The 24,375-nt window shown below is 60.6% G+C and carries 27 protein-coding genes and 1 riboswitch; of the genes, 5 read left to right on the forward strand and 22 right to left on the reverse strand.

Translation table 11 applies throughout. From position 1 onward, the window contains the following. Window positions 1-10 precede the first annotated feature (10 nt). Both rmuC and DWF74_RS07305 read right to left on the reverse strand, forming a co-directional pair. Entirely contained in the window at window positions 11-1,378 is a 1,368-nt protein-coding gene (gene rmuC, locus DWF74_RS07300) for a DNA recombination protein RmuC (protein WP_162884153.1), read from the reverse strand. Window positions 1,379-1,554: 176 nt separating this feature from the next. Beyond that, window positions 1,555-1,878 carry a sel1 repeat family protein gene (locus DWF74_RS07305; RefSeq protein WP_102880537.1) on the reverse strand — a complete coding sequence of 108 codons (324 nt, stop codon included), beginning with the start codon at window positions 1,876-1,878 and terminating at the stop codon, window positions 1,555-1,557. Between the two features lie 880 nt (window positions 1,879-2,758). Here DWF74_RS07305 and DWF74_RS07310 point away from each other — a divergent pair. The 3 genes from DWF74_RS07310 to DWF74_RS07320 all read left to right on the forward strand — a co-directional run bounded on the left by DWF74_RS07310 (window position 2,759) and on the right by DWF74_RS07320 (window position 5,169). Continuing rightward, window positions 2,759-2,983: a hypothetical protein gene (locus tag DWF74_RS07310; RefSeq protein WP_102860765.1), complete on the forward strand. Its 225-nt coding sequence runs from the start codon at window positions 2,759-2,761 to the stop codon at window positions 2,981-2,983. Between the two features lie 272 nt (window positions 2,984-3,255). Then, complete coding sequence (locus tag DWF74_RS07315; RefSeq protein WP_102860764.1) at window positions 3,256-3,738, forward strand: hypothetical protein; 483 nt, start codon at window positions 3,256-3,258, stop codon at window positions 3,736-3,738. Window positions 3,739-3,882: 144 nt separating this feature from the next. Then, window positions 3,883-5,169 (forward strand): OmpP1/FadL family transporter, encoded by a 1,287-nt coding sequence (locus tag DWF74_RS07320; RefSeq protein ID WP_115580681.1) that lies wholly within the window; start codon window positions 3,883-3,885, stop codon window positions 5,167-5,169. A gap of 88 nt (window positions 5,170-5,257) precedes the next feature. Here DWF74_RS07320 and DWF74_RS07325 read toward each other — a convergent pair whose 3' ends face one another. The 14 genes from DWF74_RS07325 to cobO form a co-directional block, all read right to left on the reverse strand. Continuing rightward, window positions 5,258-5,809: a glutathione peroxidase gene (locus DWF74_RS07325; RefSeq protein WP_115580682.1), complete on the reverse strand. Its 552-nt coding sequence runs from the start codon at window positions 5,807-5,809 to the stop codon at window positions 5,258-5,260. 55 nt (window positions 5,810-5,864) lie between these two features. After that, the gene (locus tag DWF74_RS30775; protein WP_258008952.1) at window positions 5,865-5,987 is read right to left on the reverse strand and encodes a hypothetical protein; all 123 of its coding nucleotides are present in this window, start codon (window positions 5,985-5,987) and stop codon (window positions 5,865-5,867) included. Beyond that, window positions 5,984-7,186, reverse strand: coding sequence for an MFS transporter (locus DWF74_RS07330; RefSeq protein ID WP_102880541.1), 1,203 nt, complete (start codon window positions 7,184-7,186; stop codon window positions 5,984-5,986). Before DWF74_RS07330 ends, DWF74_RS30775 begins: the two co-directional genes overlap by 4 nt. 52 nt (window positions 7,187-7,238) lie before the next feature. Beyond that, entirely contained in the window at window positions 7,239-7,643 is a 405-nt protein-coding gene (locus DWF74_RS07335) for a MarR family winged helix-turn-helix transcriptional regulator (protein WP_102860760.1), read from the reverse strand. Between the two features lie 70 nt (window positions 7,644-7,713). Next, window positions 7,714-8,445 (reverse strand): adenosylcobinamide-GDP ribazoletransferase, encoded by a 732-nt coding sequence (locus DWF74_RS07340; RefSeq protein ID WP_102860759.1) that lies wholly within the window; start codon window positions 8,443-8,445, stop codon window positions 7,714-7,716. Window position 8,446: 1 nt separating this feature from the next. Further along, window positions 8,447-9,022: an alpha-ribazole phosphatase family protein gene (gene cobC, locus DWF74_RS07345; RefSeq protein WP_102860758.1), complete on the reverse strand. Its 576-nt coding sequence runs from the start codon at window positions 9,020-9,022 to the stop codon at window positions 8,447-8,449. Then, window positions 9,019-10,074 carry a nicotinate-nucleotide--dimethylbenzimidazole phosphoribosyltransferase gene (gene cobT / locus DWF74_RS07350; RefSeq protein WP_102860757.1) on the reverse strand — a complete coding sequence of 352 codons (1,056 nt, stop codon included), beginning with the start codon at window positions 10,072-10,074 and terminating at the stop codon, window positions 9,019-9,021. Before cobT ends, cobC begins: the two co-directional genes overlap by 4 nt. Next, entirely contained in the window at window positions 10,071-10,592 is a 522-nt protein-coding gene (cobU, locus tag DWF74_RS07355; protein ID WP_115580683.1) for a bifunctional adenosylcobinamide kinase/adenosylcobinamide-phosphate guanylyltransferase, read from the reverse strand. The genes cobT and cobU overlap by 4 nt, the downstream gene beginning before the upstream one ends. Before the next feature lie 35 nt (window positions 10,593-10,627). Further along, window positions 10,628-12,079: a cobyric acid synthase gene (locus tag DWF74_RS07360; protein ID WP_115580684.1), complete on the reverse strand. Its 1,452-nt coding sequence runs from the start codon at window positions 12,077-12,079 to the stop codon at window positions 10,628-10,630. Continuing rightward, complete coding sequence (gene cobD, locus DWF74_RS07365) at window positions 12,076-13,068, reverse strand: threonine-phosphate decarboxylase CobD (protein ID WP_115580685.1); 993 nt, start codon at window positions 13,066-13,068, stop codon at window positions 12,076-12,078. The genes DWF74_RS07360 and cobD overlap by 4 nt, the downstream gene beginning before the upstream one ends. Beyond that, window positions 13,061-13,969, reverse strand: a complete 909-nt coding sequence (cbiB, locus tag DWF74_RS07370; protein WP_110594693.1) for an adenosylcobinamide-phosphate synthase CbiB — start codon at window positions 13,967-13,969, stop codon at window positions 13,061-13,063. Before cbiB ends, cobD begins: the two co-directional genes overlap by 8 nt. After that, the gene (gene bluB, locus DWF74_RS07375; RefSeq protein ID WP_102860752.1) at window positions 13,966-14,616 is read right to left on the reverse strand and encodes a 5,6-dimethylbenzimidazole synthase; all 651 of its coding nucleotides are present in this window, start codon (window positions 14,614-14,616) and stop codon (window positions 13,966-13,968) included. Before bluB ends, cbiB begins: the two co-directional genes overlap by 4 nt. Beyond that, window positions 14,609-15,949, reverse strand: coding sequence for a cobyrinate a,c-diamide synthase (locus DWF74_RS07380; RefSeq protein ID WP_115580686.1), 1,341 nt, complete (start codon window positions 15,947-15,949; stop codon window positions 14,609-14,611). Before DWF74_RS07380 ends, bluB begins: the two co-directional genes overlap by 8 nt. 10 nt (window positions 15,950-15,959) lie before the next feature. Continuing rightward, window positions 15,960-16,571, reverse strand: coding sequence for a cob(I)yrinic acid a,c-diamide adenosyltransferase (gene cobO / locus DWF74_RS07385; protein ID WP_102860750.1), 612 nt, complete (start codon window positions 16,569-16,571; stop codon window positions 15,960-15,962). An 80-nt stretch (window positions 16,572-16,651) separates the two neighbouring features. Continuing rightward, window positions 16,652-16,884, reverse strand: a riboswitch (cobalamin riboswitch). Window positions 16,885-17,054: 170 nt separating this feature from the next. Here cobO and DWF74_RS07390 point away from each other — a divergent pair. Continuing rightward, complete coding sequence (locus tag DWF74_RS07390; RefSeq protein ID WP_115580687.1) at window positions 17,055-17,636, forward strand: hypothetical protein; 582 nt, start codon at window positions 17,055-17,057, stop codon at window positions 17,634-17,636. A 70-nt stretch (window positions 17,637-17,706) separates the two neighbouring features. Beyond that, window positions 17,707-19,026, forward strand: coding sequence for a PQQ-dependent sugar dehydrogenase (locus tag DWF74_RS07395; RefSeq protein WP_115580688.1), 1,320 nt, complete (start codon window positions 17,707-17,709; stop codon window positions 19,024-19,026). Window positions 19,027-19,028: 2 nt separating this feature from the next. Here the strand turns inward: DWF74_RS07395 and DWF74_RS07400 are convergent, their stop codons facing one another. The 6 genes from DWF74_RS07400 to DWF74_RS07425 form a co-directional block, all read right to left on the reverse strand. Continuing rightward, the gene (locus tag DWF74_RS07400; protein WP_115580689.1) at window positions 19,029-19,691 is read right to left on the reverse strand and encodes a class I SAM-dependent methyltransferase; all 663 of its coding nucleotides are present in this window, start codon (window positions 19,689-19,691) and stop codon (window positions 19,029-19,031) included. A 22-nt stretch (window positions 19,692-19,713) separates the two neighbouring features. Then, complete coding sequence (locus DWF74_RS07405; protein ID WP_092311761.1) at window positions 19,714-20,247, reverse strand: C40 family peptidase; 534 nt, start codon at window positions 20,245-20,247, stop codon at window positions 19,714-19,716. A 164-nt stretch (window positions 20,248-20,411) separates the two neighbouring features. Beyond that, window positions 20,412-21,032, reverse strand: coding sequence for a C40 family peptidase (locus DWF74_RS07410; RefSeq protein ID WP_102860746.1), 621 nt, complete (start codon window positions 21,030-21,032; stop codon window positions 20,412-20,414). A 223-nt stretch (window positions 21,033-21,255) separates the two neighbouring features. After that, window positions 21,256-21,960, reverse strand: coding sequence for a DnaA regulatory inactivator Hda (gene hda / locus DWF74_RS07415; RefSeq protein WP_007898944.1), 705 nt, complete (start codon window positions 21,958-21,960; stop codon window positions 21,256-21,258). A 215-nt stretch (window positions 21,961-22,175) separates the two neighbouring features. Then, window positions 22,176-23,249, reverse strand: coding sequence for an AI-2E family transporter (locus tag DWF74_RS07420; protein WP_102860745.1), 1,074 nt, complete (start codon window positions 23,247-23,249; stop codon window positions 22,176-22,178). A gap of 38 nt (window positions 23,250-23,287) precedes the next feature. Next, complete coding sequence (locus DWF74_RS07425) at window positions 23,288-24,337, reverse strand: DUF2066 domain-containing protein (protein ID WP_102860744.1); 1,050 nt, start codon at window positions 24,335-24,337, stop codon at window positions 23,288-23,290. Window positions 24,338-24,375 lie beyond the last annotated feature (38 nt).

Below are 24,375 nucleotides of genomic sequence, written 5' to 3' on the forward strand. Positions count from 1 at the left end.
CAGTGCCGGGCTACTCCGGCAACTCCAACTCTCGCCCGTCGGCATCGGTCATGGCCCGCTCCAGCAAATCTGCCGGCAAACTCTTGCTGGCCCGGGCCCCCAGCAACTTGAGCTGCTCACTGCGGCTGACCAGATTGCCCCGACCTTCGGTGAGCTTGTTGCGCGCGGCGGCATATGCCTTGTCCAGTTGCTGCAGGCGGTTGCCGACTTCATCCAGATCCTGGATAAACAGCACGAACTTGTCATAGAGCCAGCCCGCCCGTTCGGCGATTTCACGGGCATTCTGACTCTGGCGCTCCTGCTTCCACAGGCTGTCGATTACCCGCAAAGTAGCGAGCAAGGTGGTTGGGCTGACAATGACGATATGCCGGTCGAACGCTTCCTGAAACAGGTTGGGCTCGGCTTGCAGGGCCGCCGAGAATGCGGCTTCGATGGGCACGAACAGCAGTACGAAGTCGAGGCTGTGCAAACCTTCCAGACGTTTGTAATCCTTGCCGGCCAAGCCTTTGACGTGATTGCGCAGGGACAGCACATGTTGCTTCAGGGCCGCCTGGGCAATCTGTGGATCGTCGCTGCCGACGTACTGCTGGTAGGCCGTGAGGCTGACCTTGGAGTCCACCACCACCTGCTTGTCACCCGGCAGCATGATCAGAACATCGGGCTGGAAGCGCTCACCGTCCGGCCCTTTGAGGCTGACCTGGGTCTGGTATTCGCGTCCCTTCTCCAGGCCTGCGTGCTCCAGCACCCGCTCAAGAATCAGCTCCCCCCAATTGCCCTGGGTCTTCTGCCCCTTGAGGGCGCGGGTCAGGTTAGTGGCTTCATCACTCAAGCGCAGATTCAGTTGCTGCAAACGCTCCAGCTCCTTGGCCAGGGAAAAACGCTCGCGGGCCTCGGCCTGATAACTCTCTTCGACCCTTTTTTCGAACGACTGGATGCGCTCCTTGAGCGGGTCCAGCAACTGCCCAAGCCGCTGCTGGCTGGTCTCGGCGAAGCGCTGTTCGCGCTCATCGAAGATCTTGCCCGCCAGCTCGGCGAACTGGGCCCGAAGCTCGTCCCTGGACCCTTGCAGATCGGTAAGGCGCTGCTGGTGGCTTTCCTGCTGCTCTCGTAGTTCCGCCTGTAACGAGGCAGCCTGGGCATCCAGACGTCGCAACTCGTTCTCTTTGGCGGCACGCTCCAGGTTCCAGGCGTGAGCAGCGTCACGGGCGTTGTCCCGCTCAATCTGCAGCAACTCGACCTCTCGACGCACAGCCGCCAGGTCCGCCTGCTTCAGAGCATTGGCCTGACTCAGGTCGCTGACTTCATCACGAGTGGCATCCAGCTGCGCCATGAGTCCTTCCTGGGCCAATAGGGCCGTAGCCAGACGTTCTTCCAGCAGTGATAGCTCGGACTGGCTGGAACTGGCGCGACGCTGCAGTTGCCAGGCCAGCACCAGTAACGGCAGCGCCGCTCCCGCCAGGCCGAGCAGCAGGCTGGTCAAGTCCATAGCCATAGCAATTCCTGTCAGCGAAATAAGGAACGAAGGTTAACCAAGCCACCGGGCGTTGGACAGCCTCAGTCTTCGATACGGCCCAGCTCCAGTTGAGCACGACGGTCACCGGCGCGGGCTGCCTGGCGCAACAGGTCGTGACCGATACGGCGGTCCCGGGCGTTGCCACACTCGCGGCACATCAACTGACCCAGGCGACTTTGCGCCGCGACCACCCCTTCCCGGGCCGGCTGCTTGAGTAAACGTCCGGCAAAGTGCTTGACGTTAGGGTTGTGTCCCAGGCGCGGGCTGTCCAGCAACCACAGAGCCACACGCAAGGAGAAACGCTTGGGTTCGGTAACACTGTCAGGGAGGGCGGTAACAGAAGGTGATACTGAGCGAAACTTCATAAAGCACTGTGGGGCAGATCGGAAGGCGCGCCACTCTACTCCTTTTTTCGCTCGGGTAAAGTCAAAAAAGAGCCAGCACGCCCGTCCTAGAGCAAGCGCTTGGGACAATCCACAGAAGCTGTGGATAAGTCAGTGGACAACCCCTCTACAACCCTCTCAAAGCCCCATGAGACGGGCTCTGCAGTCAAACTGACGATTTTTTCACCAGTAAAAAAAGACGATGTTTATCATTGACTTAAATTCTCGAGACAGGCTATGGAGCAAGCCTTGGGGAAGGTGACAACCCGGTGACATGTGGCACAACAAGTGTGCACAACTGGGCGGAAACTGACGTCGGCAATGCACCACTTTCGTACACCCCGCCGTGTCGGAGGTGACACAATCGTCACCCCGTGACGTCGTTGCCCAGGGAACATTTTTCCTAGCACACTTGCATTCCTACCTTCAACCCGATAGACTCCGCCCCGTTAGTACCAAGCTGAAAGTCAATTCTGGTCGAACAAGTCCCGCCGACACCTCTCCTAACGAGAACAACGTCGAACATCAAGGACCGACCACCTCGCTGGTTTCCAGGTAATTCTCAAACTGACACCGCCCTTGAAACGAAATCAAAGGCAGTGCCCAAGTTACTTACTCTGACCGAACCAACCTGCAAATTGATCAGGATCTCCACCCTGGGCCCAGAACCTTTGCCCTTGCTGTGTTGCCTGCCCTCCTAAGTACCTACCTGCCAGCCCCTAGCGCAACCTTATTAAAGCGCTGCAACTGGCTGCTTTGTTCCAGTCGGGTTCTTCGTCTGACCAATAGTGGTCGACGTTACTGGAACGTTTTAACGTTGCACGGTTCTTAACCGTGTCATTTGTAGGAACACCTAATAATTATGTCTACTCAAATCCATACTCAGGATGCCATTCGCACCCTAACCCACGCTTTTGCGCCGTTGAACTGCCTGATCATGGCCACTCGCAAAGGCTGCTTCAGCTTCACCCTGGTCAATGAACACGGCATCGCCCGTCACAGCGAACGCCTGTATCCCGATCAATACTCCAGCGCCGAACCGCTGCAGGCAGTGATCGAGCGTACACGCCAGGCCTTGGTGGCCTGATACGCCAGAGTGCTGAAAACCCAAGAGCCTCGCCTGATCGCGGGGCTTTTTATTGCCTGTGATTTACCAATCCACTCCTCCAACCAAAGTACCAATAGGTATAAGGCTTATAACAAGAGCTCGGAAATGTTTTAAAAACAGGCCTTTACAACATAGATATGACACTACACTTCAAGTCAGGCGGCCCGCGCCGCTTCCGGCAAACCTGATCCTTTCATTGCTGCCAAGCACCTTCGGGTTTCGCCGGCCACCTCCCCCCCCTCGAGGGCATTATGGGTATCGCCGCCAGCGAGTTGTGCCGCTATGTCATTCGCCCGACGCTGATGTACCTGGGCAGTCATAGCAAAACCGCTGAAGCCTTGTTGCTGGGCATTGCCGCCAGTCAGTCAGCGCTGGGCTCGGCACTGCACGATCGCCGCGGCCACGGCCTGTACCGCATCACTGAAGTGCGCCACCAGGACCTCTGGGATCACTACCTGGCGCTGGACCCGGAACGGGCCAGCCTGGTGAGAGGACTGGCCAGCCAACATGCATTCCTCGCCGGACCGCACCTGGAACTGACCGTCAATCTGCGTTATGCCACCGCCATCGCCTGGTTGCTGGTGGAACAACAACACACCCCGCTCCCCGCAGCCGACGATCTGCTCGGCATGGCCCGTATCTGGAGAAAGACCTTTCAACCACAAGGACGTTTGAGAGATTTCGCCTGCGCCTGGCAAACCTGCGTTTCACCGTTGAGCCAGCTCGCCTGCTGACACCGACCTTTACAAAATCGGAGAAAAACCCCGATTTTGGTCGGATTGTCCTACAAAACCGCTCTAAATCAACTGTTACAGCCTATAGCGCCGTAGCCGAAATGTTGGTAGTTTTCGCCTCGGTGATCACCAGGAGTTCTAATAATGAAAAAATTCATGCTCAAATCCACCATCAGTCTCGCGGTTGCACTTGCCTCTACCCAACTCTTCGCCAGCGGTTTTGCTCTTAACGAACAAAGCATCAGCGGCATGGGTACTGGCTTTGCTGGCCGCTCTTCCGCTGCCGATGATGCAAGTACTGTATTTGGTAACCCTGCCGGTATGTCGCGCCTGAAACGCCAGCAAGTCACTGGCGGTATGGCGGCTATCGATGCGTCCACTGACCTCAGGAACACCAGTGGCAGCCGCCAGGGCACCAACAAGGGCGATATGGTGCCCTTAACTGCTGTGCCTATGGGCTTCTACGTCAAACCAATCGATGACCAATGGGCGTTCGGCCTGGGGGTCTATGCTCCATTTGGTTTGGTCACCGACTATGAAAGCAGCTTCCAGGGACGTAACTTCGGCAGCAAAAGCGAAGTCAAGGTCGTAACGTTCCAGCCAACCGTAAGCTACGCCTTCAACGATAAGGTTTCGATCGGTTTTGGCCCGACCATCAACCGTATTTCCGGTGTATTGGAATCAGCCTTGACTACCCCTTTATCGCCCAATGACGGCAAAGTCAAAATCAAGGGTGACGACGTTGGTTATGGCTACAACATCGGCGTGCTGGTCCAGGCTACCGACACCACCCGCGTGGGCCTGACCTACCACTCGAAAGTGAAATACAAACTGGAAGGTCACACTGATGTCACCGCCGGTGCCGGCACCAACCCAGGCTTCCTGAAAAGCAACCGCTACGACGCCTCCCTGAAAATCGACACTCCAGAGTCCTACGACCTCTCGGTCACTCAGGAACTGAACGATGCCTGGAAACTCTATGCCGGTACCACCTGGACCCGCTGGAGCCGCCTGAAAGACATCACCGTCAACAACGAGGGTGTCACTGCTGCAACAGGTGGCGCACTGGCCCCGACGCTGAAACTGGGCAGCATCAAGGAAGAGCAGAACTGGCATGACACCTGGGCTTACGCCATCGGTACGTCCTACCAGTTGAACAAACAGTGGGTCTTGCGTACCGGCCTGACCTTTGACCAGGCGCCAACCAACAACACTGACCGTTCACCACGCATCCCTACCGGCGACCGGACCATCTTCAGCCTGGGTGCCGGCTGGAGCCCAACCGAAGACCTGACCATCGACGTTGCCTACTCCTACCTCAAGGAAGAGAAAGTCAACGTCAACCGCAGCAATGCCCTTGGCCAGACTTACAACGCCCAGTACGACAACAGCGCGAACGGTTTCGGCGTAGGTGCAACCTACCGCTTCTAAATCGTTAAGAGGCCTGTGCCTCTAGAGCCGAAAGAAAAAGCCCCGCCTCTCAAGAGGCGGGGCTTTTTCATGTGCTGATCCGCAAAACTCAGGATTTGGACGCCAACGCCTTCTCTACCGCCTCAATGAACTCCGGGTTATCCGGCTTGGTCAGGCTGGAAAAGCTGGCAATCACATTGCCCTGGCGATCCACCACGTACTTGTAGAAATTCCACTTCGGCGCATTGCTCTGCTGCGCCAGGACCTTGAACAGATGCACCGCATCGGCCCCTCGAACCTTTTGCGGCTCGGTCATGGTGAACGTCACGCCGTAGTTGACGTAACAGACCTTGGCAGTCTCAGCGCCATCCTTGGACTCCTGCTTGAAGTCATTGGACGGAACACCCACCACTTCCAACCCCTGTTCCTTGTAACGCTGATACAGCGCCTCAAGGCCTTTGAATTGCGGAGCAAACCCACAGAAGCTCGCGGTATTGACCACCACCAGCGGCTTGCCGGCAAAGCGCTTGCACAGATCGATGGATTCCTTGGCGTGCAACTTGGGTACAGACCCCTGCAGTAACGCCGGACAATCCGCGGCCCAGACCGAACCTGCAAACAATGTGAGTAATGCCGGAACCACAAACCAGCGCTTAGCCATGTTCAGCGTCCTTCAATAGTCGTCGGATATCGACGTTACTCGCCCCTCTGGCCACCTAGCAAGCACCCATGCCCAACTGCATCAGCGCCAGCCCGCCGCGATGCCATCCCCACCAGGCCAGCCACAACAGCACAATGCCGACGCCCAGGCCGACACTCCAACCCAGCCATGACTTCACGCTGCACTCGCCTGCAAGCGCGCCACCGGCCGCTCGCGCACCGGCCAATTGAGAGCCGCGGCCAACAGACTGAGAAGAATCGCTACCTGCCAGATCAAGTCATAACTCCCGGTACGGTCATACACCACGCCCCCCAGCCAACCGCCAAGGAACGAGCCCAACTGATGGAACAGAAACACGATGCCGCCAAGCATGGACAGGTTCCTGACCCCGAACAAGGTCGCGACCGTGCCGTTGGTCAAGGGCACGGTGGACAGCCAGAGAAAGCCCATGGCCATGCCGAACAGGTAGGCACTGGCCTGGGTCACCGGCAGCCACAGGAACAGGCCGATCACCACCGCACGCAACAGGTACAGACCGGTCAACAGCCGTGGCTTGGACATCCGCCCGCCCAACCAGCCCGCTGTGTAAGTGCCAAAGATGTTGAATAAGCCGATCAGCGCCAGCACCGTGGTTCCGACTGTCGCCGGTAGATGCTGATCCACCAGATAGGCCGGCAGATGCACGCCGATGAACACCACCTGGAAACCACAGACAAAGAAGCCGAACGCCAGCAACCAGAACCCCGAGTGAGAACAGGCTTCACGCAGGGCCTCGCCCAGGCTCTGTTCATGCCCCAGCACCGGCAGCGGCTTGTCCTTGAGCATGCTGACCAGCGGCACGATCAGCGCCACCAGCAGGCCCAGCACCAGCAATGCCGTCGACCAGCCCAGCCAGCCGATCAGCCCCAAGGTTCCCGGGAGCATGGCGAATTGGCCGAAGGAACCTGCGGCACTGGCGATCCCCATGCCCATGCTGCGCTTTTCCGGCGGCAAGGCACGACCGACCACCCCGAGAATCACCGAGAAGGAAGTTCCGGACAAACCGATGCCAATCAGCAACCCGGCACTCAGGGACAGGCTCAGCGCCGAATCCGAAAGCCCCATGAACACCAGCCCGACCGCGTACAGTACGCCACCGACCAGCACCACCTTGGCCGCACCAAAACGGTCGGCCAGGGCCCCGGTAAACGGCTGTGCCAGGCCCCAGATCAGGTTCTGCAAGGCAATGGCAAAGGCGAAGACTTCACGGCCCCAGCCGAACTGCGCGCTCATGGGTGGCAGAAACAGGCCGAAACCATGCCTAACCCCCAGCGACAGCGCCAGGATCAATGCGCTGCCGAGAAGTACCCAGCCGCAGGTGCGCCACATCGATGACATTTTTATTCTCCAGTTGCGGGTATATACCCGCTTGTAGTCGAACGAAACGCCTTCAGGCGAGTTCGTTCAGCAAGGCCAACAAGGTTTCACGCTTCTCCACCCCAAGCCGATCGATCAGCCGCTGCTGGGCTGCTTCCCAGGCCGGCAAAGCTGCCACCAAGCGCTCATGCCCCGCCTCGGTCAGTTGCACCAGACGATTGCGCTGGTCGTCACCTTCCATCAACCGGACCAGGCCCGCAGCCTCCAGGACTCGCACATTACGCCCCAGCGTACTGCGGTCCAGGCCCATGGCCTCCGCCAGGCTGGAAATGCTCGGCTGATCGAGACGCAGCAGATTGTTCAGCAAAGAGTACTGGGCAACGTTAATCCCGAAGCCGTCTAGGGCGCCGTCGTAATACCTGCTGACGCCACGAGCGGCACGACGCAGATTGGTGCACAAACATTGAGAGGGAAGCATGATGCGTGTATATACCCGCTATTAATCCAAGGCAAGAAATTTCAGAAAAAGCAGCTACTGCAGAGCTTGCTCAAAGAAGCACCATCACCAGCAATACCGCCGTCTCCAGCAACTCCAGCAGAGCCCCCGCCGTATCGCCGGTAGTGCCACCCAGGCGCCGGATCATCAACTGGCGCAACCAGAAGAACAGCAACACCGCCAGCAGCACCACCCAAAGTCCGCTGTAGCCCCCCAGCAGCAAACAGACCAGGACACTCAAGCCCAGTACCTGTCGCCCTGCCAGTGGAGGCAGATGATCGGCCAGCGCCTGACCCAGGCCTCCCGCACGCACATATGGCGTGCAAAGGAACAACCCCAGCAATGAGGCGCGCCCAATCAGAGGTGCCAGCAACAAGGCAACGCCCTGCTGCTGTTCGATCAGCGCCACCAGTGCAACGAACTTGAGCAACAGCACCAGCACCAACGTCACCACAGCGATGGGCCCGCTCCGGGGGTCTTTCATGATGCTCAAGGTGCGCTCTCGATCACCGAAGCCCCCCAGCCAGGCATCGGCACTGTCTGCCAATCCATCCAGGTGCAATCCCCCGCTGAGCAATACCCAGGCGCTCAGCAGCAACGCCGCGTGTAGCAGCAAGGGGGTGCCAGCGAGCACGGCGTCCAGCAACCACAACAGCACACCGAACAACAGCCCCACCAGCGGATAGAACAGCAATGAGCGCCCCAGCTCTTCAGGCTGAGGCATGCCCGGCAGGCGAATGGGCAGGCTGCTGAGAAACTGCAGGGCAATCCAGAATGGCAGCATCTCAGCCCTCCTCGCTCAATTGCCCCGTAGAGGCGACTTTCAAGCTGAACAACGCACCGTGGCTGACTTCCACATTCAGCAACTGCTCCCGGGGCAGCCCCCGCGCCCGGGCCAGCAACAGGCGCATCACCCCACCATGACTGATCAACAGCACCCGCTGCCCGGCACAGTCCCGGTACAAGCCCTCGATCGCCCCCAGCACCCGCTGGGAAAAGTCCGCCACGGGCTCTCCCTGGGGCGGAGTAAAGCTATAGGGATCGGCCCAGAATCGGCCCAGGTCATCGGCATTGGTTTCCATCAGCGCCGCTGCGCTCTGCCCCTCCCAGGCCCCAAAATGCAACTCCTGCACATCAGGCTGCAGCAGCAGGGGCAACTGCAACTGCGCAGCCAGTTGCTCGGCAAAACGCGAGCACCGCTGCAAGGGTGAACTGACGATCAGATCCCAACTCCCGTGCCCCTGAACCCCGTCACGCATCTGTTGCCAGCCCCGCTCTGTCAGGGCGTCGTCCAGACTGCCGCGCAAACCACCGCCCAGTTCGGTTTCACCGTGGCGCAACAGGTCCAGATACAGGGTCATGCCGGGCGGTCCGCCACGGCCGCCTCGGCGAAGGTCGCCATCTGCCCGTGCAGATCACAGGCCAGGCGCAGCAATGGCACCGCCAGCGCGGCACCGCTGCCCTCCCCCAGACGCAAGCCCAGATCCAGCAACGGGTCGGCTTGCAGAGCGCCCAGCACATGCCGGTGCCCCGGCTCGGCCCCTTGATGCGCAAACAGCAGCCATGGACGGCACGCCGGATTCAGGCGCACCGCCACCAGGGCCGCGACACTGCAGATAAACCCATCAACCAGTACTGCGACTCCTTCCTGAGCGCAGGCCAGATAGGCCCCCACCAACGCAGCCACTTCAAAACCACCGAGATTGAACAGCGTCTGCAAGGCATCGTCGCGGGACCGCGCATGCAGGGCCAAGGCCCGCTCGATGACCTCGGCCTTGTGGTTGACCCCTTCGGCATTCAAGCCGGTGCCCGGTCCGGCCAACTGCGCCACCGGAATGTCCAGCAAGGCACAGGCAATGGCACTGGCGGCAGTGGTGTTGCCAATGCCCATCTCACCGCCGATAAACAGTTGGGCACCCTCGGCTCGGGCGCGCAACGCACTGTCGCGGCCTGCTTGCAGGGCCAGCTCCCCCTGAGCCGGGGTCATGGCCGGCCCCTGGACAAAGTTCTGCGTACCGGCACCCAGGTTAAGGTGGCGCACCCCCGGCAGGCTCAATCCTGGGGCCACTGTGCCCAGGTCCACCACCTCCAGTTGCGCACCCAGTTGCCGTGCCAGCACGCTGATAGCCGCGCCGCCGCTGACAAAGTTCAGCAGCATCTGCCCAGTCACTTCCTGTGGGTAGGCGGATACGCCCTCGGCAACCACCCCGTGATCCCCGGCGAAAATCGAAATCCATAACCGCTCAAGGCCTGGCTTGAGCTGACCTTGCAAACCGGCCAGACGTACCGCCAAGGGCTCCAGTTGGCCAAGGGACCCGGCCGGCTTGGTCAATTGCTGTTGACGCGCCAGGGCTTGCTCGACCATCCGGGCATCGACCGCCTTGCACGGGTTCAGCCACCAGGAGTTACTCATAACGCAGTTCCTTTCAAAGTCAGGGACAGGCCGGCCACCGTCAGCACCACACGCTGACAACGTTCGGCCAGGGCTTGATGCAGCCAACCGGCTTCATCCACGTAGCGGCGAGTCAATTCGCCCAGGGGCACGACACCCATTCCAGTTTCGTTGCTGACAAAGATGATCTCCCCCGGCAGCGTCGCCACACACTGCAACAAGGCCTCGCGCTCAAACACCAGGCGCTGCTCGTCCTCGAGCATCAACAGATTGGTCAACCACAGGGTCAGGCAATCCACCAGCAGACAACGCCCGGTGCCAGCGGCCTGCTGCAGCACCCGGGCCAGCTCCAGCGGTTCTTCGATCAACCCCCAATGGGACGGGCGACGCTGACGATGATGGGCAATACGTTGATTCATCTCGCCATCCAGAGGCTGGCTGGTGGCGATGTAGATCACCTCAAGGGCGCTGTCGGTGGCCAGTTTTTCCGCCAGGCGACTCTTGCCGGAGCGGGCACCGCCGAGAATCAGTTGCAGCATGCTTGAGCACCTTTGAAAAGTAAGTCCACCGCGGCTTACAGGCCACAGAGCTTGAGCAGCGCGGCGGTATCCAGATGACGCTCCACCAGATCCGCCAGACGCTCGATATCGCGTTCGCGCAAGGCGTGGTAATCCACCTCCTGCACATCCTGCAGTCCCGCCCAGCGCAACAGCGCACCACAGGCTGCCGGAGTCTCGAACAGACCATGCAGATAGGTGCCGAGGATCAGCCCATCGACGCTGCAAGCGCCATCGCAGCGACCGTCCTCCAACTGCACCGCAGGCTGCTCCAGGGCCGGGCCGCGAGTGACCCCAGCGTGAATTTCATAGCCACTGACCGGCGCATTCTCCAGGGTCAGGTTGCCGCTGACGTTACGCAGCTGTTTCTCTGCTTCGAGCACGGTCTCAAAATCCAGCAAGCCCAGGCCCGGGCTGGAGCCCGCCGCGCCCTCCAGACCCAGTGGGTCGTGCAACTGCTTGCCGAGCATCTGCAGACCACCACAGATCCCCAGCAGCTTGCCGCCATAACGCAGATGCCGGTCGATGGCCCGATCCCAGCCGTTGGCTCGCAGATAGGCTAGATCGCCGCGTACGCTTTTCGAGCCGGGAAGAATGATCAGATCGGCGGCGGGAATCACCTGCCCGGGGCCGATGAACTGCAAGTCCACCTGAGGATGCAGGCGCAACGGATCGAAATCCGTGTGATTGCTGATGCGCGGCAGCACCGGCACCACCACCTTCAGCACTTGCTCGACCTTGCCGGCCTGGCGCTGGTCGATGCCGTCCTCCGCCTCCAGGTGCAGGTCCATGACATAGGGCAGCACACCAATCACCGGCTTGCCGGTACGGGCCTCCAGCCAATCCAGGCCCGGCTGCAAAAGCGCCAGGTCACCACGAAAACGATTGATGATGAAGCCCTTGACCCTCGCCTGCTCGCTGGGCGAAAGCAGCTCCAGAGTCCCCACCAGATGGGCGAACACCCCGCCACGATTGATATCGGCAATCAGCAGCACCGGACAGTCCACCGCTTCGGCAAACCCCATGTTGGCAATGTCGCCAGCCCGTAGATTGATCTCTGCCGGAGAGCCGGCCCCTTCCACCATCACCACGTCATAAGCGCCTCGCAGACGCTCATGAGAAGCCAGAACCGCCTGCATGGCGATGGCCTTGTAGTCGTGATAGGCCACGGCATTCATGGTGGTGACGGCCCGTCCGTGAATGATCACCTGGGAGCCGGTGTCGCTGTTGGGCTTGAGCAGCACCGGGTTCATATCGGTGTGGGGTGCCAGGTTGGCAGCCTGGGCCTGGACCGCCTGAGCCCGTCCGATCTCGCCACCGTCGGCGGTCACCGCACTGTTGAGCGCCATGTTCTGCGGCTTGAACGGCACCACGCTGACGCCCCGGCGCAGCAACCAGCGACACAGCGCGGTCACCAGCGTGCTCTTGCCGGCATCCGAGGTGGTGCCCTGTACCATCAGCGTGCTCATGGATAGTCCTTGCGATAAGCCTGCAGCGCCTGTTCCAGGCGCGCCCAATCGGCATCGTCGGCGGGCAGGCCGAAGCGCAGACTGCTGTTGTGGGCGAACAGCCGAAGGAGAATGCCGCGCCGCGCCATGAATTGATAAAGCCGCTCGGCCTCGGCGGTGATCAGCCACTGGAACAGCGCACAGCCGCCCTGAGGCTTGAAGCCGTAGCGCGCAAGAACTTCACTCAAGCGCTCGCTAGCCTCTTCACTGCGCAGACGTTGCCGGGCATGCCCCTCGACATCCCGCAGGCAAGCCTGCCCCAGCCCCCGGGTCGGCCCGCTGACCGCCCAAGGGCCAACCTGCTCCGCCAACAGCCTGAGCAACCGGCGCTCGGCCAGGACAAAGCCCAGGCGTACGCCAGCCAGCCCGAAGAACTTGCCGAATGAACGCAGGACAATCAGCCCCACCTGATGGGCATGCCGGGCCAGACTCAGTTGCGGGGTGTTATCCATGAAGGCTTCATCCACCACCAACCAACCACCGCGCTGGGCCAAGCGGGCATGCCAATCCAGCAGGCGCTCGGGCGTGAGGCTCAAACCGGTGGGGTTGTTGGGGTTGACCACCACCAGCACATCGAGGCTGTCGAGAAAGAAATCCACTTCTTGCTCCAGTACCTCGCGCACCCGGTAGCCACTGCGCCGCCAGGCCTCGGCGTGTTCGGCATAACAGGGTGACAAGACCCCGACCTTGCCCGCCCGCCGCAGCCGCGGCAGCAATTGGATTGCCGCCTGGGAACCGGCCACCGGCAGCACCTCAGTCGCGCCGTAGTAGGCGCAGGCCGCCTGTTCCAGACCATCATCGGTTTCCGGCAGACGTGCCCAGGCACGCAGGGGAATGGTCGGCAAGGGAAATGGCCAGGGCGCCAATCCGCTGGACAGATCCAGCCAGGCCTCTTCGGCGATCCCGTATTCCTGGGCCGCCTTGCGCAACCTTCCGCCGTGCTCAAGCATAGAATTCAGCCCCCAGGCACAAAATCAACAACCACAGCCAGACACCCCGCTGCACCAACTGCCAACCGCGATCGATGGAGTCGGCACTCGCCGGCTCGCCTTCGCCCAGTTGCGGACGCTGGTGCAACTCACCGTGATAAATCGCTGCGCCGCCCAACTCGACCCCCAGGGCGCCCGCTCCAGCCGCCATCACCGGACCGGCATTGGGACTGTCCCAGGTCGGACCCTGGCGCCACCAGCATTTGAGCGCCAGGCGGGTCTTGCCCAGCAAGGCATAGGTCAGGGCCACCAGGCGCGCAGGAATATAGTTGAGCAGGTCGTCGATTCGCGCCGCCGCCCAGCCGAAACGCTCAAAACGCTCGTTGCGATAGCCCCACATTGCATCCAGGGTGTTGCTCAGGCGATAGAGCACCACCCCCGGCGCACCGGCCACGGCAAACCAGAACAAGGCGGCAAACACGGCATCGCTGCCGTTTTCCAGCACCGATTCAGTGGCTGCCCGCGCCACTTCGGTGGCATCCAGTTCACTGGTCTGACGGCTCACCAGAAAACCGACCCGACGCCGGGCTTCATCCAGGTCTTCACTGCGCAAAGCCTGAGCCACCGGCGCGACGTGCTCGCCGAGGCTGCGCAGGCCCAGGGCGCAATACAGTGCAATGATCTCCACCACCCAACCAATGTAGGGCAGCCAGGACAGGGCCGTGGCCAGCAGGGTCAAGGGCAGCACCGCCAGTACCCAGGCGGTGACCCCATGACTGCGCCAGCCTCGGCCGGCGGCGTTGAAACGTTGCTCGATACGATCCGCCATACGGCCAAAGGCCACCAGCGGATGCCTGCGCTTGGGTTCGCCCAGCAGCGCATCCAGCGCCACCCCGGCGACACTCAGCAACGCCACACTCATTGACTCACTCCCCAGTAATTCTCATACAGCAACTCACTCAATGGCCGGGGTTGCGCCCAACCCTGCAGCGCCAGCATCGGCGCCGGATAGAACTCGGTAACCGGGCCCAGGCACAACACGGCCAAGGGTTTGGCACCGGCGGGCAATCCCAGCAGGTCGGCCAGGGCCTGGGGCTCGAACAGCGAAACCCAGCCCAGGCCCAGGCCTTCGCTGCGCGCCGCCAGCCAGAGGTTCTGAATGGCACAGGACAGCGAAGCCAGGTCCATTTCCGGCAGAGTGCGCCGACCAAAGACATGTCGCTCACGCCCATCCATCAACGCCGCCACCAGCACCTCGGCACAGTCATTGATGCCTTCAACCTTGAGTTTCATGAACTCGTCGGAACGCTCTCCCAAGGCCTCGGCAGTGCGCACCCGCTCCTCTTCCACCAACTGCTGGATTCGTCCACGTAACGGGCGATCGCTGATACGGATAAAACGCCAGGGTTGCATCAACCCCACGCTGGGTGCCTGATGCGCCGCCTCCAGCAAACGCCGCAGCAGCTCGGGCGCGACACTGCCACCGGCGAAGTGACGCATATCCCGGCGCTCGGCAATGGCGCGATAAACCGCCTCACGCTCCGCCGTAGAAAAATCCTGCTCACTCACCTACCGCATCCTCTACAGGCGTTGGCTTGCCAGCGCGAGCTGGCACGAACAAAGCCGCCACCGCCTCCGGGTTGGACGGAAAGTAAAAGTGCACATAGGAGGCCGTCATCCGCCCATCGCGATACACCGCTTCCGCACCACGGCCACCATTGGGGCTGATGCCGCGGGCAATCGGCTCGAGTTGCGTGCTGGTCAGGGAATGATGATAGGTGTGACCACGCAAGCTGCCTTCCGGTAACTCCACCGCTTGCAAGGCCAGGGCCGCGAGGCGCTTTTGCATCACGGCATCACCGGGCAGCAGCCCCAAGAGATTGGCACGCTGCCCTTCGACGTCGGTCAGGGAGTCCAGCAAGTACAACATACCGCCACACTCCGCGAGCAACGGCTTGCCCGCACCATGATGGGCACGAATGGCACCCAGCATCGCGGTGTTTTGCGCCAGCGCCTGGTGGTGCAATTCAGGGTATCCACCGGGCAGATACAGACTGTCCGCCTCCGGCAGCTCAGTGTCATGAATCGGCGAGAAGAAGCTCAACTGCGCGCCCATGGCCCGCAACAGATCCAGGCTGGCACCGTAGGTAAAGGCAAACGCCTCATCCCGCGCCACGGCGATTCGCACACCGGCAAGCAAAGGCTCGCAGGGTACCGGCGTTGGTGCGGCAAAGCTCACTGCCGGCGGCAGTGCCACTTGGCAACTGCTGGCCAGGGCTTCAGCGGCAGCATCAAGGCGCAGGTCCAGATCATTCAGCTCGCTGGCCTGTACCAGCCCCAGGTGGCGACTGGGCAGTTCGATGTCAGTCTCTCGGGACAAGGCACCGTACCAGCGCAATCCCTCGGTGAGGCTTCCTTCGAGCAACTGCGCGTGGCGCAAGGTGCCTACCCGATTGGCCAGCACCCCGGCGAACGGCAGGTCCGGCTGATAGCGGGCCAGTCCCAGGGCCAGCGCACCAAAGGTCTGGGCCATGGCGGTGCCATCGATCACCCCCAACACCGGGACGCCGAAATGCCGCGCCAAATCGGCACTGGAGGGCGTGCCATCGAACAGCCCCATGACCCCTTCGATCAGGATCAGGTCTGCTTCGCCCGCAGCCTCCCACAACAAGCGACGGCTTTCCTGCTCCCCGACCATCCACATGTCCAGCTGGTACACCGGAGCACCGCTGGCTCGCTCAAGAATCATTGGGTCGAGAAAATCCGGACCGCACTTGAATACCCGCACCTTGCGCCCCTGGTTGCGGTGCAGGCGGGCCAGTGCCGCGGTCACGGTGGTCTTGCCCTGGCCGGAAGCCGGTGCGGCGATCAATACCGCCGGGCAATGACGAACATCGGTCATGAATTCACACTCACAGCTCAACACCTTTCTGCGCCTTGATACCGGCCTGGAACGCATGCTTGACCATGCCCATTTCAGTGACGGTATCTGCCAGCTCGATCATCTCCGGCTTGGCGCCGCGGCCGGTCACCACCACATGCTGCATGGGTGGCCGAGCCTGCAGATCACTGAGCACCTGGTCCAGATCCAGGTAGCCGTGCTTGAGCGCGATGTTCAACTCGTCGAGTACGACAAGACCAATCTCCGGGTCGCTCAACAGCTCCCTGGATACCGCCCAGGCCGCTTCGGCCGCAGCAATGTCGCGCTGGCGATCCTGGGTCTCCCAGGTGAAGCCCTCACCCATCACGTGAAACCGCACCTGCTCTGGAAAACGCCGGAAGAACAACTCTTCCCCGGTGCTGTTACGGCCCTTGATGAACTGCACCACACCGCACTGCATACCGTGGCCCATGGACCGCGCCAGCATGCCGAAGGCCGAACTGCTCTTGCCCTTGCCATTGCCAGTCAGCACCAGCAACAGACCACATTCGTTGGGCGAGTTGGCGATGCGCTCGTCGATCACGGCTTTCTTGCGCAACATGCGCGCCAGATGGCGCTCGTCACGATCGGGGGATTCACTCATGGGGCAGCTCTCCGTTGGGGCTGGGGAACGGCGGGCAGGAAAAAAAAGAGACGGCGCTAGCCTGGCATCGCCCACCGTGATGCCGTTGGATGGATCAGGCCGGTCTCCGGGCTCATGAGGGGCATCACTGCCGGGCTGCGCGCCTTCCCATGTCATCGACACAGTGGCATGTGGCACAGCCTTGACTCATCTACCGTTGCGGGGGCAGCGCCGGAATCGTTGCCGTGTCCATCGCTGGAACAGGCCCTGACCGGCTTCCCTGTTTCACTCTGTCGACCATGGGCCACAGAGCACCTGAAACAAGTCGCGAAGGTTAGAGGGTTGGGGGTGGAGCGTCAATTGAAGCCAGCCGTCGCACATCACACAAAACTGCACTGCATCAACAAACTGACGCCAATCTTGTGCCACACTCAGAGCAGTGATATCAAAAAGCCATAACCCAGGACCCAAGGTCCTGCCGCACAACAATAAGGAGTGAGCTCGATGCAAGGCATGATCATCAGCAATCCAAAGCTGGAATTCCTGCGCCCGATGCTGGAACGCTGGTTCGATTGCATTGACCGCTACAACGCAGTCCGCGGCGATAGCGAAACCCCGTACTGGTTCGATGAAAAGGCCAACCTGGGATTGCTTTCTGCGGCGGCCTGGATGGCGGAGATGATCAGCCTGGAACACAGCCCCAGCAAGAAGCAACAGGAAGACGGCGCCCGCAACGCTCGTACCGACCTGTACCTGGCCACCAAGGACGAACGCGCCTATATCCAGAGCACCCAGCGCTGGCCGCGGGTCAACAGCCTGCACCTGACCCAGCCATTGCTGGACATTGCCAGTGACGCCAGAAAGATCAGCTACCCCAGCGACCTGAGGCTTGGCTGCCTGTTTGTCGCCCCGCAAAAAGCCCAGCACAGCGCCTCTCCCGAAGAACTTCAGGACATGCTGGACGAACTGCAAAAGGAGCACTGCTGCGCCGTAGCCTGGTACTTCCCCTACGCCTACCGCAAGCTGCACAACGAAAGCGGCCACTACTATCCGGGGATTGCCGTACTGTTCAAGGAGGCCCGCTGATCAGGCGGAACCATCGACTGGCTATGCTCCTCTATGACTACGACGTTCGTGCACTCATAGGGAAATCAGCATGCTCAAGCTTCAACACACCTTGCTTATCGCTATCGCCGCCGGCCTCACCGCCTGCGGCGAAACCTCAAGCCTGCAAGTCTCGGACGGCACCGGACCGAACCCCAAACTGCCGCAGCCCAATCCCACGCTGATCCCCACGGTCAATATTGCCCCCGCCATCGGCTGGCCCGAGGGCGCAAAACCCACGGCAGCAGCCGGCACACAGGTTGCCGCCTTCGCCGAAAACCTCGACCACCCACGCTGGCTGTATGTATTACCCAATGGCGATGTATTGGTAGCTGAAACCAATGCACCGCCCAAGCCGGATGACAGCCAGGGCATTCGCGGCTGGATCGCCGGAAAAGTGATGGGCCGCGCCGGCGCAACCGTCCCCAGCGCCAATCGCATTACCCTGTTGCGAGACCAGGATCACGACGGCGTAGCCGAAACCCGCAGCTTGTTCCTGGAGAACCTCAACTCCCCATTCGGCATGACCCTGGTGGGCAATGATCTGTATGTAGCGGACACCGACAAGCTGCTGCGCTTCCCCTATCAGGCCGGTGACACCCACATCAGCGCAGCCCCCACCAAGGTGCTCGACCTCCCCGGCGGCACACTCAACCACCACTGGACCAAGAACGTCATCGCCAGCAAGGACGCAAGCAAGCTGTATGTCACCGTCGGCTCGAACAGTAACGTTGGGGAAAACGGCCTGGATAAAGAAGAAGGCCGTGCAGCCATCTGGGAAGTGGATCGAGCCAGCGGCAAGCATCGCCTGTTCGCCACCGGCCTGCGCAACCCCAATGGCCTGGCCTGGGAGCCGGTCAGTGGAGCGCTATGGACCGCCGTCAATGAGCGCGACGAAATAGGCAGCGACCTGGTTCCGGACTACATCACCTCGGTCAAGGACGGGGCTTTTTATGGCTGGCCCTTCAGTTACTACGGGCAACACGTGGACGTGCGGGTCAAGCCACAAAACCTCGAACAGGTGAGCAAGGCAATCGCCCCGGATTATGCCGTGGGCCCGCATACAGCCTCACTGGGCCTGACCTTCGCCGAAGGCAGCAGACTTCCCGCGCCCTTTACCGAAGGAGCCTTCATCGGCCAGCACGGCTCCTGGAACCGCAAGCCCTACAGCGGCTACAAGGTGATATTCGTGCCTTTCCGTGCAGGCAAACCCCAGGGACAACCGATCGACGTACTCAGCGGCTTTCTCAATGCCGATGAAAAAGCCCTGGGACGCCCGGTCGGGGTAGTCATCGATCAGCAAGGGGGGCTATTGGTCGCCGATGACGTCGGCAACAAGATCTGGCGGGTATCCGCCGCCAAAGCGCCCTGAGTTCAACGCTTGCGGCACAGGGTCAGGCCATCCCCCAAGGGAAGCAGCGACAGGTCGATACGCGAGTCATCCTTCAAGGCGCGATTGAGCGTCTGGATGGCTCGGGTATCCTCACTGGCGGCATTCGCCTCCAGCACTCGCCCGCTCCATAGCGTGTTGTCGAACACCGCCAGGCCCCCAACTCGCAGTAAACGCAGGGCAAACTCCAGATAGGCTGGATAATTGGCCTTGTCCGCATCGATAAAGATCAGATCGAAAGACTCAAGCTGGCCCGCCTGCTCCAGGCCAGCCAGAGTCTGCAGCGCGGGCGCCAGGCGCAGGTCAATACGCTGGTCGACTCCCGCGTCCTTCCAGTAACGACAGGCGGTGGCATTGTAATCGCCGGGAATATCACAACAGATCAACAAACCATCGTCGGGCAGCGCCTGGGCCATGCACAAGGCGCTATAGCCGGTGAAGGTCCCGACCTCGAGGATGCGGCGAGCACCGATCAGCTTGATCAGCAGCGCGAGGAACTGCCCCTGCTCCGGCGCCACCTGCCAGCGCGCATTGGGCAGCGCCTGGGTTTCGTCACGCAAACGACGCAATAAGGGCGTCTCACGCAGTGAAACGTCCAGCAGGTACTGATAAAGGGCATCGTCGAGGTTGAGGGTACGAGCAGTCACGAGCACCTCGACCGGAGAAGTGTTATGGGTTGTGCGCCAGATGTTCCGGCTGCAGTACACGCTTGGCGCTCAGGTAGGCCTTCTGCCAATAGGCTTTGGACAGACTGTCGAGCTTCACGGTGCCACCTGTGGCCGGGGCGTGCACGAAACGCCCTTCGCCAACATAGATCCCTGCATGGCTGACCTGAGAACCGCCATTGGTGGCGAAGAAGATCAGGTCACCGGTCTGCAAGGCATTCTTGCCCACATCCGGCGCCTGCATGCCGATCATTTCCCGAGTCGAGCGCGGCAAGGAAATACCCGCCGCATCACGGTAGACATAACCAATCAAACCGCTGCAATCGAATCCGGAGTCCGGTGTATTGCCACCCCAGCGATAGGGCGTGCCTACCAGACCCAAGGCGCGAAACAGTACGTCTTCGGCAACCGGAGAAAAGGCCTGGGAGGAATTGAATACAGGAGCACGTACCACAGGCGCCGGAGGCGGTGTACGACTGGCGCAAGCACTGAGCAGTGCAGCGAGGGCAATAAGCGCGAAACGGGCCGAGGTCGACATAAGCTGAACAATCCTGATCGGGATGCGGCTTTCTCTGCCGTGGTACTGAAAACAAAACCGCGTAAGCAGGGCTTACGCGGTTAGTTTCAACAATAGATCAGGATTCTAGCGCCTACACGCCAAACTTCAAGTAAGACTTTAACTTCGCCCTACAAACAGTCAGCTTATTTACGTGCAGTGACCACAGTCGGTGCCATGGCGAGGGCTCGCTTGGCTTCGATGAAGGTCTTGCTCCAATAGCTATCACCCAGGCTGTCTACTCGCACGCCGCCACTGCGACGGCTGCTGGAGTGGATGAACTGATCATCCCCCAGATAGATACCGGCGTGGCTGACGCGCCCGCGACCGTTGGTGCTGAAGAACAGCAGATCGCCCGGCTTGAGGTTGTTACGCGCTACCAGAGGAGCCTTGACGTTGATCATTTCGCGAGTGGAGCGCGGCAGATTCATGCCCGCCTCTTCGCGAAACAGATAACCAATGAAACCGCTGCAATCGAAGCCGGCTTCCGAGGTACCGCCGAAACGGTAACGGGTACCGATCAGGGACATGCCGCGCTCAAGGATGCTGTCAGCCAGAACTGGCAACTGGTAAGGCTTGCTGTCAGAGAACTCTGCCAGTTCCTTTTCAGTTGCCAGCTCTTCCTGGTAAACAGCGGAAGACTGGTTTTTTGCGGAGACTTGAGCCTGTTGCACGGGTTGCTGCTGAGACACAGGGGTGTGAGAAGCGCAACCAAACAACAGGGTAACGAGTGCGAGAGGCACGAGGGGTGCGAAGCGATTTAGCATGGGCACGACCGTGGCTTGAAATAAAAGAAGACGCGACTATGCCTTCTATCGCCCTCATTTGCAAATTCAATCGATCAGAATGTGACTTATGAGTTTCTTCCGTACATCTAAGGCTTTAAGCCCATTTTAAGTCCGCCCGCCTCTGGAAACCCTTCCAAAGGTGCGTTTTCTGACGCCTGAAATATGCCGAACGCCTTCCAGCAAAGCGCTGCAGGCCTTGGTTTTACCAGCCCAGAGTCTCTTTCAGGAAAGGAATGGTCAGCTTGCGCTGAGCTTGCAATGAGGCCTGATCAAGGCGCTCGAGCAACTCGAAAAGTGCACTCATGCTGCGAGTCCCGCGAGTCAGAATAAAATGCCCGACTTCATCGGTCAGATGCAGCCCACGACGGGACGCACGCAGTTGCAGGGCACGCAATTTATCTTCATCAGAGAGCGGACGCATCTGGAATATCAGCGCCAGGGTCAGACGGGACTTCAAGTCCGCCAGTTTCACCGGCAACTCCCGGGGTGAGGTCGAGGCCGCGATCAGCAAGCGTCGACCACTGTCACGCAAGCGATTGAACAGATGGAACAGCGCCTCTTCCCAATCGGCCTTGCCGGCCACCGCCTGTAGATCATCCAGGCAAACCAATTCGTACTGTTCAAGATTGTCGAGAATCTCGATACCACGATCCAGCAACTCTGCCAGCGGCAGGTAAACCGCAGGCTCCCCCAACTGCTCGAAACGCAAACACGCCGCCTGCAGCAAGTGCGTACGGCCTACACCGTCCTTGCCCCAGAGGTAGATCAGGCTTTCGGTCCAACCGGCGTCGGCTTCGCATAGGCGCTCGACGTAGCCGAGTGCAGCGGCATTGGCGCCTGGATAGTAGTTGATGAAGGTGGCGTCATCACGCAGACGCACACCTAGGGGCAGCTGAATCGGTTTCATGCTGACTGAACAGTTCCAAAGGAACCGTTAGTGGCCTCTGTGTAAAGTTTGCAAAGTTTATACCCGTGACGCCGAGCGCACAATGCAGCAGACCACAAGCAAAATCAAAGGTTTGCGTCAGCCGAAGCGGGGCAAAGGGGATTCTTTGACAGCCCGGACAGCAACAGATGGACAGTCATGAATGGGCGCCCCTGCTCGTCGAGCCTTTTGCCCGCCTACAGTTCGGGGTCTTCAGCACCACTGTAGATGTCCGAGTCCTTGTACAGGTCATGCACATGGCGTACGAGCACCATGATCACCGCAGCCACCGGCAGAGCCAGCAGCACCCCGGTAAACCCGAACAGCTCGCCACCCGCAAGAATGGCAAAGATTACCGCCACCGGATGCAGACCAATGCGATCACCTACCAGCAACGGCGTCAGCACCATCCCCTCCAGCGCCTGCCCGACCATGAATACCGCAACGATGCCGAGCATCGGGTACAGGTCGCCACCAAACTGGAACAGACCGGCTATCAGCGCAGCTCCAATGCCTATGACAAAGCCCATGTACGGCACGATCGCTGCCAAACCGGCAATCAGGCCGATCAACAAGCCCAGCTCGAGCCCTACCAACATCAGCCCTGCCGCATAGATCACCCCGAGAGCCAGCATCACCAGCAATTGCCCGCGGACAAATGCCCCCAGCACCTCATGACACTCACCCGCCAGGGACATCACCCGCTCCTCGCGATTGCGCGGCAACAGGCTCCGGATCTTGGCCATCATCAGATCCCAGTCCCGCAGCAGGTAGAAGCTGACCACCGGGATCAGTACCAGGTTGGCCAGCCAGCCGATCAGCGCCAACCCCGAAGCCGTGGCCTGGCTCAGCACCACACCCACGATGTCCGTGGTCTGCCCCATATGCTCACTGATGGCAGCCTTGACCTTGTCGAACTTCCAGAAGCCATCCGCCAACCCCAGCCGGGACTGCACCCAGGGCATTGCCGAGTGCTGCATCCAGTCGAGCATTTGCGGCGCCAATTCATACAATCGCAGCAACTGCTTGGCCAGCATCGGCACCAATACCAGCAGCAGCGTCATCACGATCAGGGTGAACAGCGCAAACACAGCCACCACACCCCAGGTACGGGACAGCCCCCATTTTTCCAGGCGATCCACCAAGGGGTCGAACAGATAGGCCAGCAACAGCGCCACCAGGAACGGACTCAGGATCGGGTGCAGCAGGTAAACCAACCCACAAACCAGGAGCACTCCACCCAACCAGACCCAACGACGCGTATCAGCCATAAACCACTCCTGCTTCTATATAGAAGGAAATCAACCTGCTACCAACGAAAACGCAACTGTGCCGGTGTCGCAGGCGCTGCGACCGGCGCGGTGCCTTGCCCGCCTTGCACAGACACCTGGGGAGCCGGCACCTCATCAGCCGGGATCTCTTGCAGCTTGGCCAGGGACAACTGCGCCCGCAGTTGCTCCGCGCTGCCATTGACCCGATAGACGACCCGGTCACCGTCGATACTCTGCAACTGCGCACCGAAAGGCTCCAAAAGGTGCCCCAAGGCGGCATAGTGCTCCAGGGTCATGCCCTGCACTTCCAGCAACTGCTCACTGGAAACACCGGGACGGGTAACGAAACGCGGTGCCAGACGCTGACTCACCGCAAGCAACACGCCATCTGCCAGGGCGGCGGTATCAGCCCCCTGAACAGTGCCTTGCTCTTTCTGATCGCCAAGCCACAACCGCCACTTGGCCTGCCATTGGCCGCCCTCTTCACGAGCATGTACCGCCAACAGCGCATCTGCGCCGTAGCGCTCGGAAGCTTCACGCAGCGGAGTCGGATCGGCGCCTTCGAGATTCGGCGCCGTCGCGACGATCTGCTCATCCAGGTCGCCAAGAGGCAAACGCAGAGGCAGGCCACGATGCTGAGCGGCTCGCCGCAGGGGCGCGGCACTGGCCTGGCCATCCCCGACCAGGCTCGAGCCTTCGGTTGAGTCACTCAGCCACCAACCGAGGATCGACGGCCGATTGCTTCCCCACAATGGCAACCCCGCCTGACGCAGGGCACGATCGGTACTGACCGGATCGAAGTCCACCTGCAAGCTTTCCGGCGGCCCGGCGTCATAACCGTACTGACTGATGATCTGCTGCGGGTCCTTGCGGATCGCTGCCAGACCGGGACCCTGCGCAGCCTTGGCGTCACCAGTGAGACGCAGCACCAGGGTTTCCAGTGCTCGCTGGGTCGCCTGGTTGCGCTCTTCGGGCGACTGGCTGCTCACCGGCTCACGCACCTGATACAAGCCATTGAGGGTTTCGGCATGACTCGCCAGGCTGACCAATGACAAACAGCCCACAAATAGAAATTTACCCAGACGCATGGAAGATTCCCGACGACAAAAAACGATTGAAACAGTAC

The sequence above is a fragment of the Pseudomonas protegens genome, from assembly GCF_003363755.1.
GTDB classification, from domain to species: Bacteria; Pseudomonadota; Gammaproteobacteria; order Pseudomonadales; family Pseudomonadaceae; genus Aquipseudomonas; species Aquipseudomonas danubii.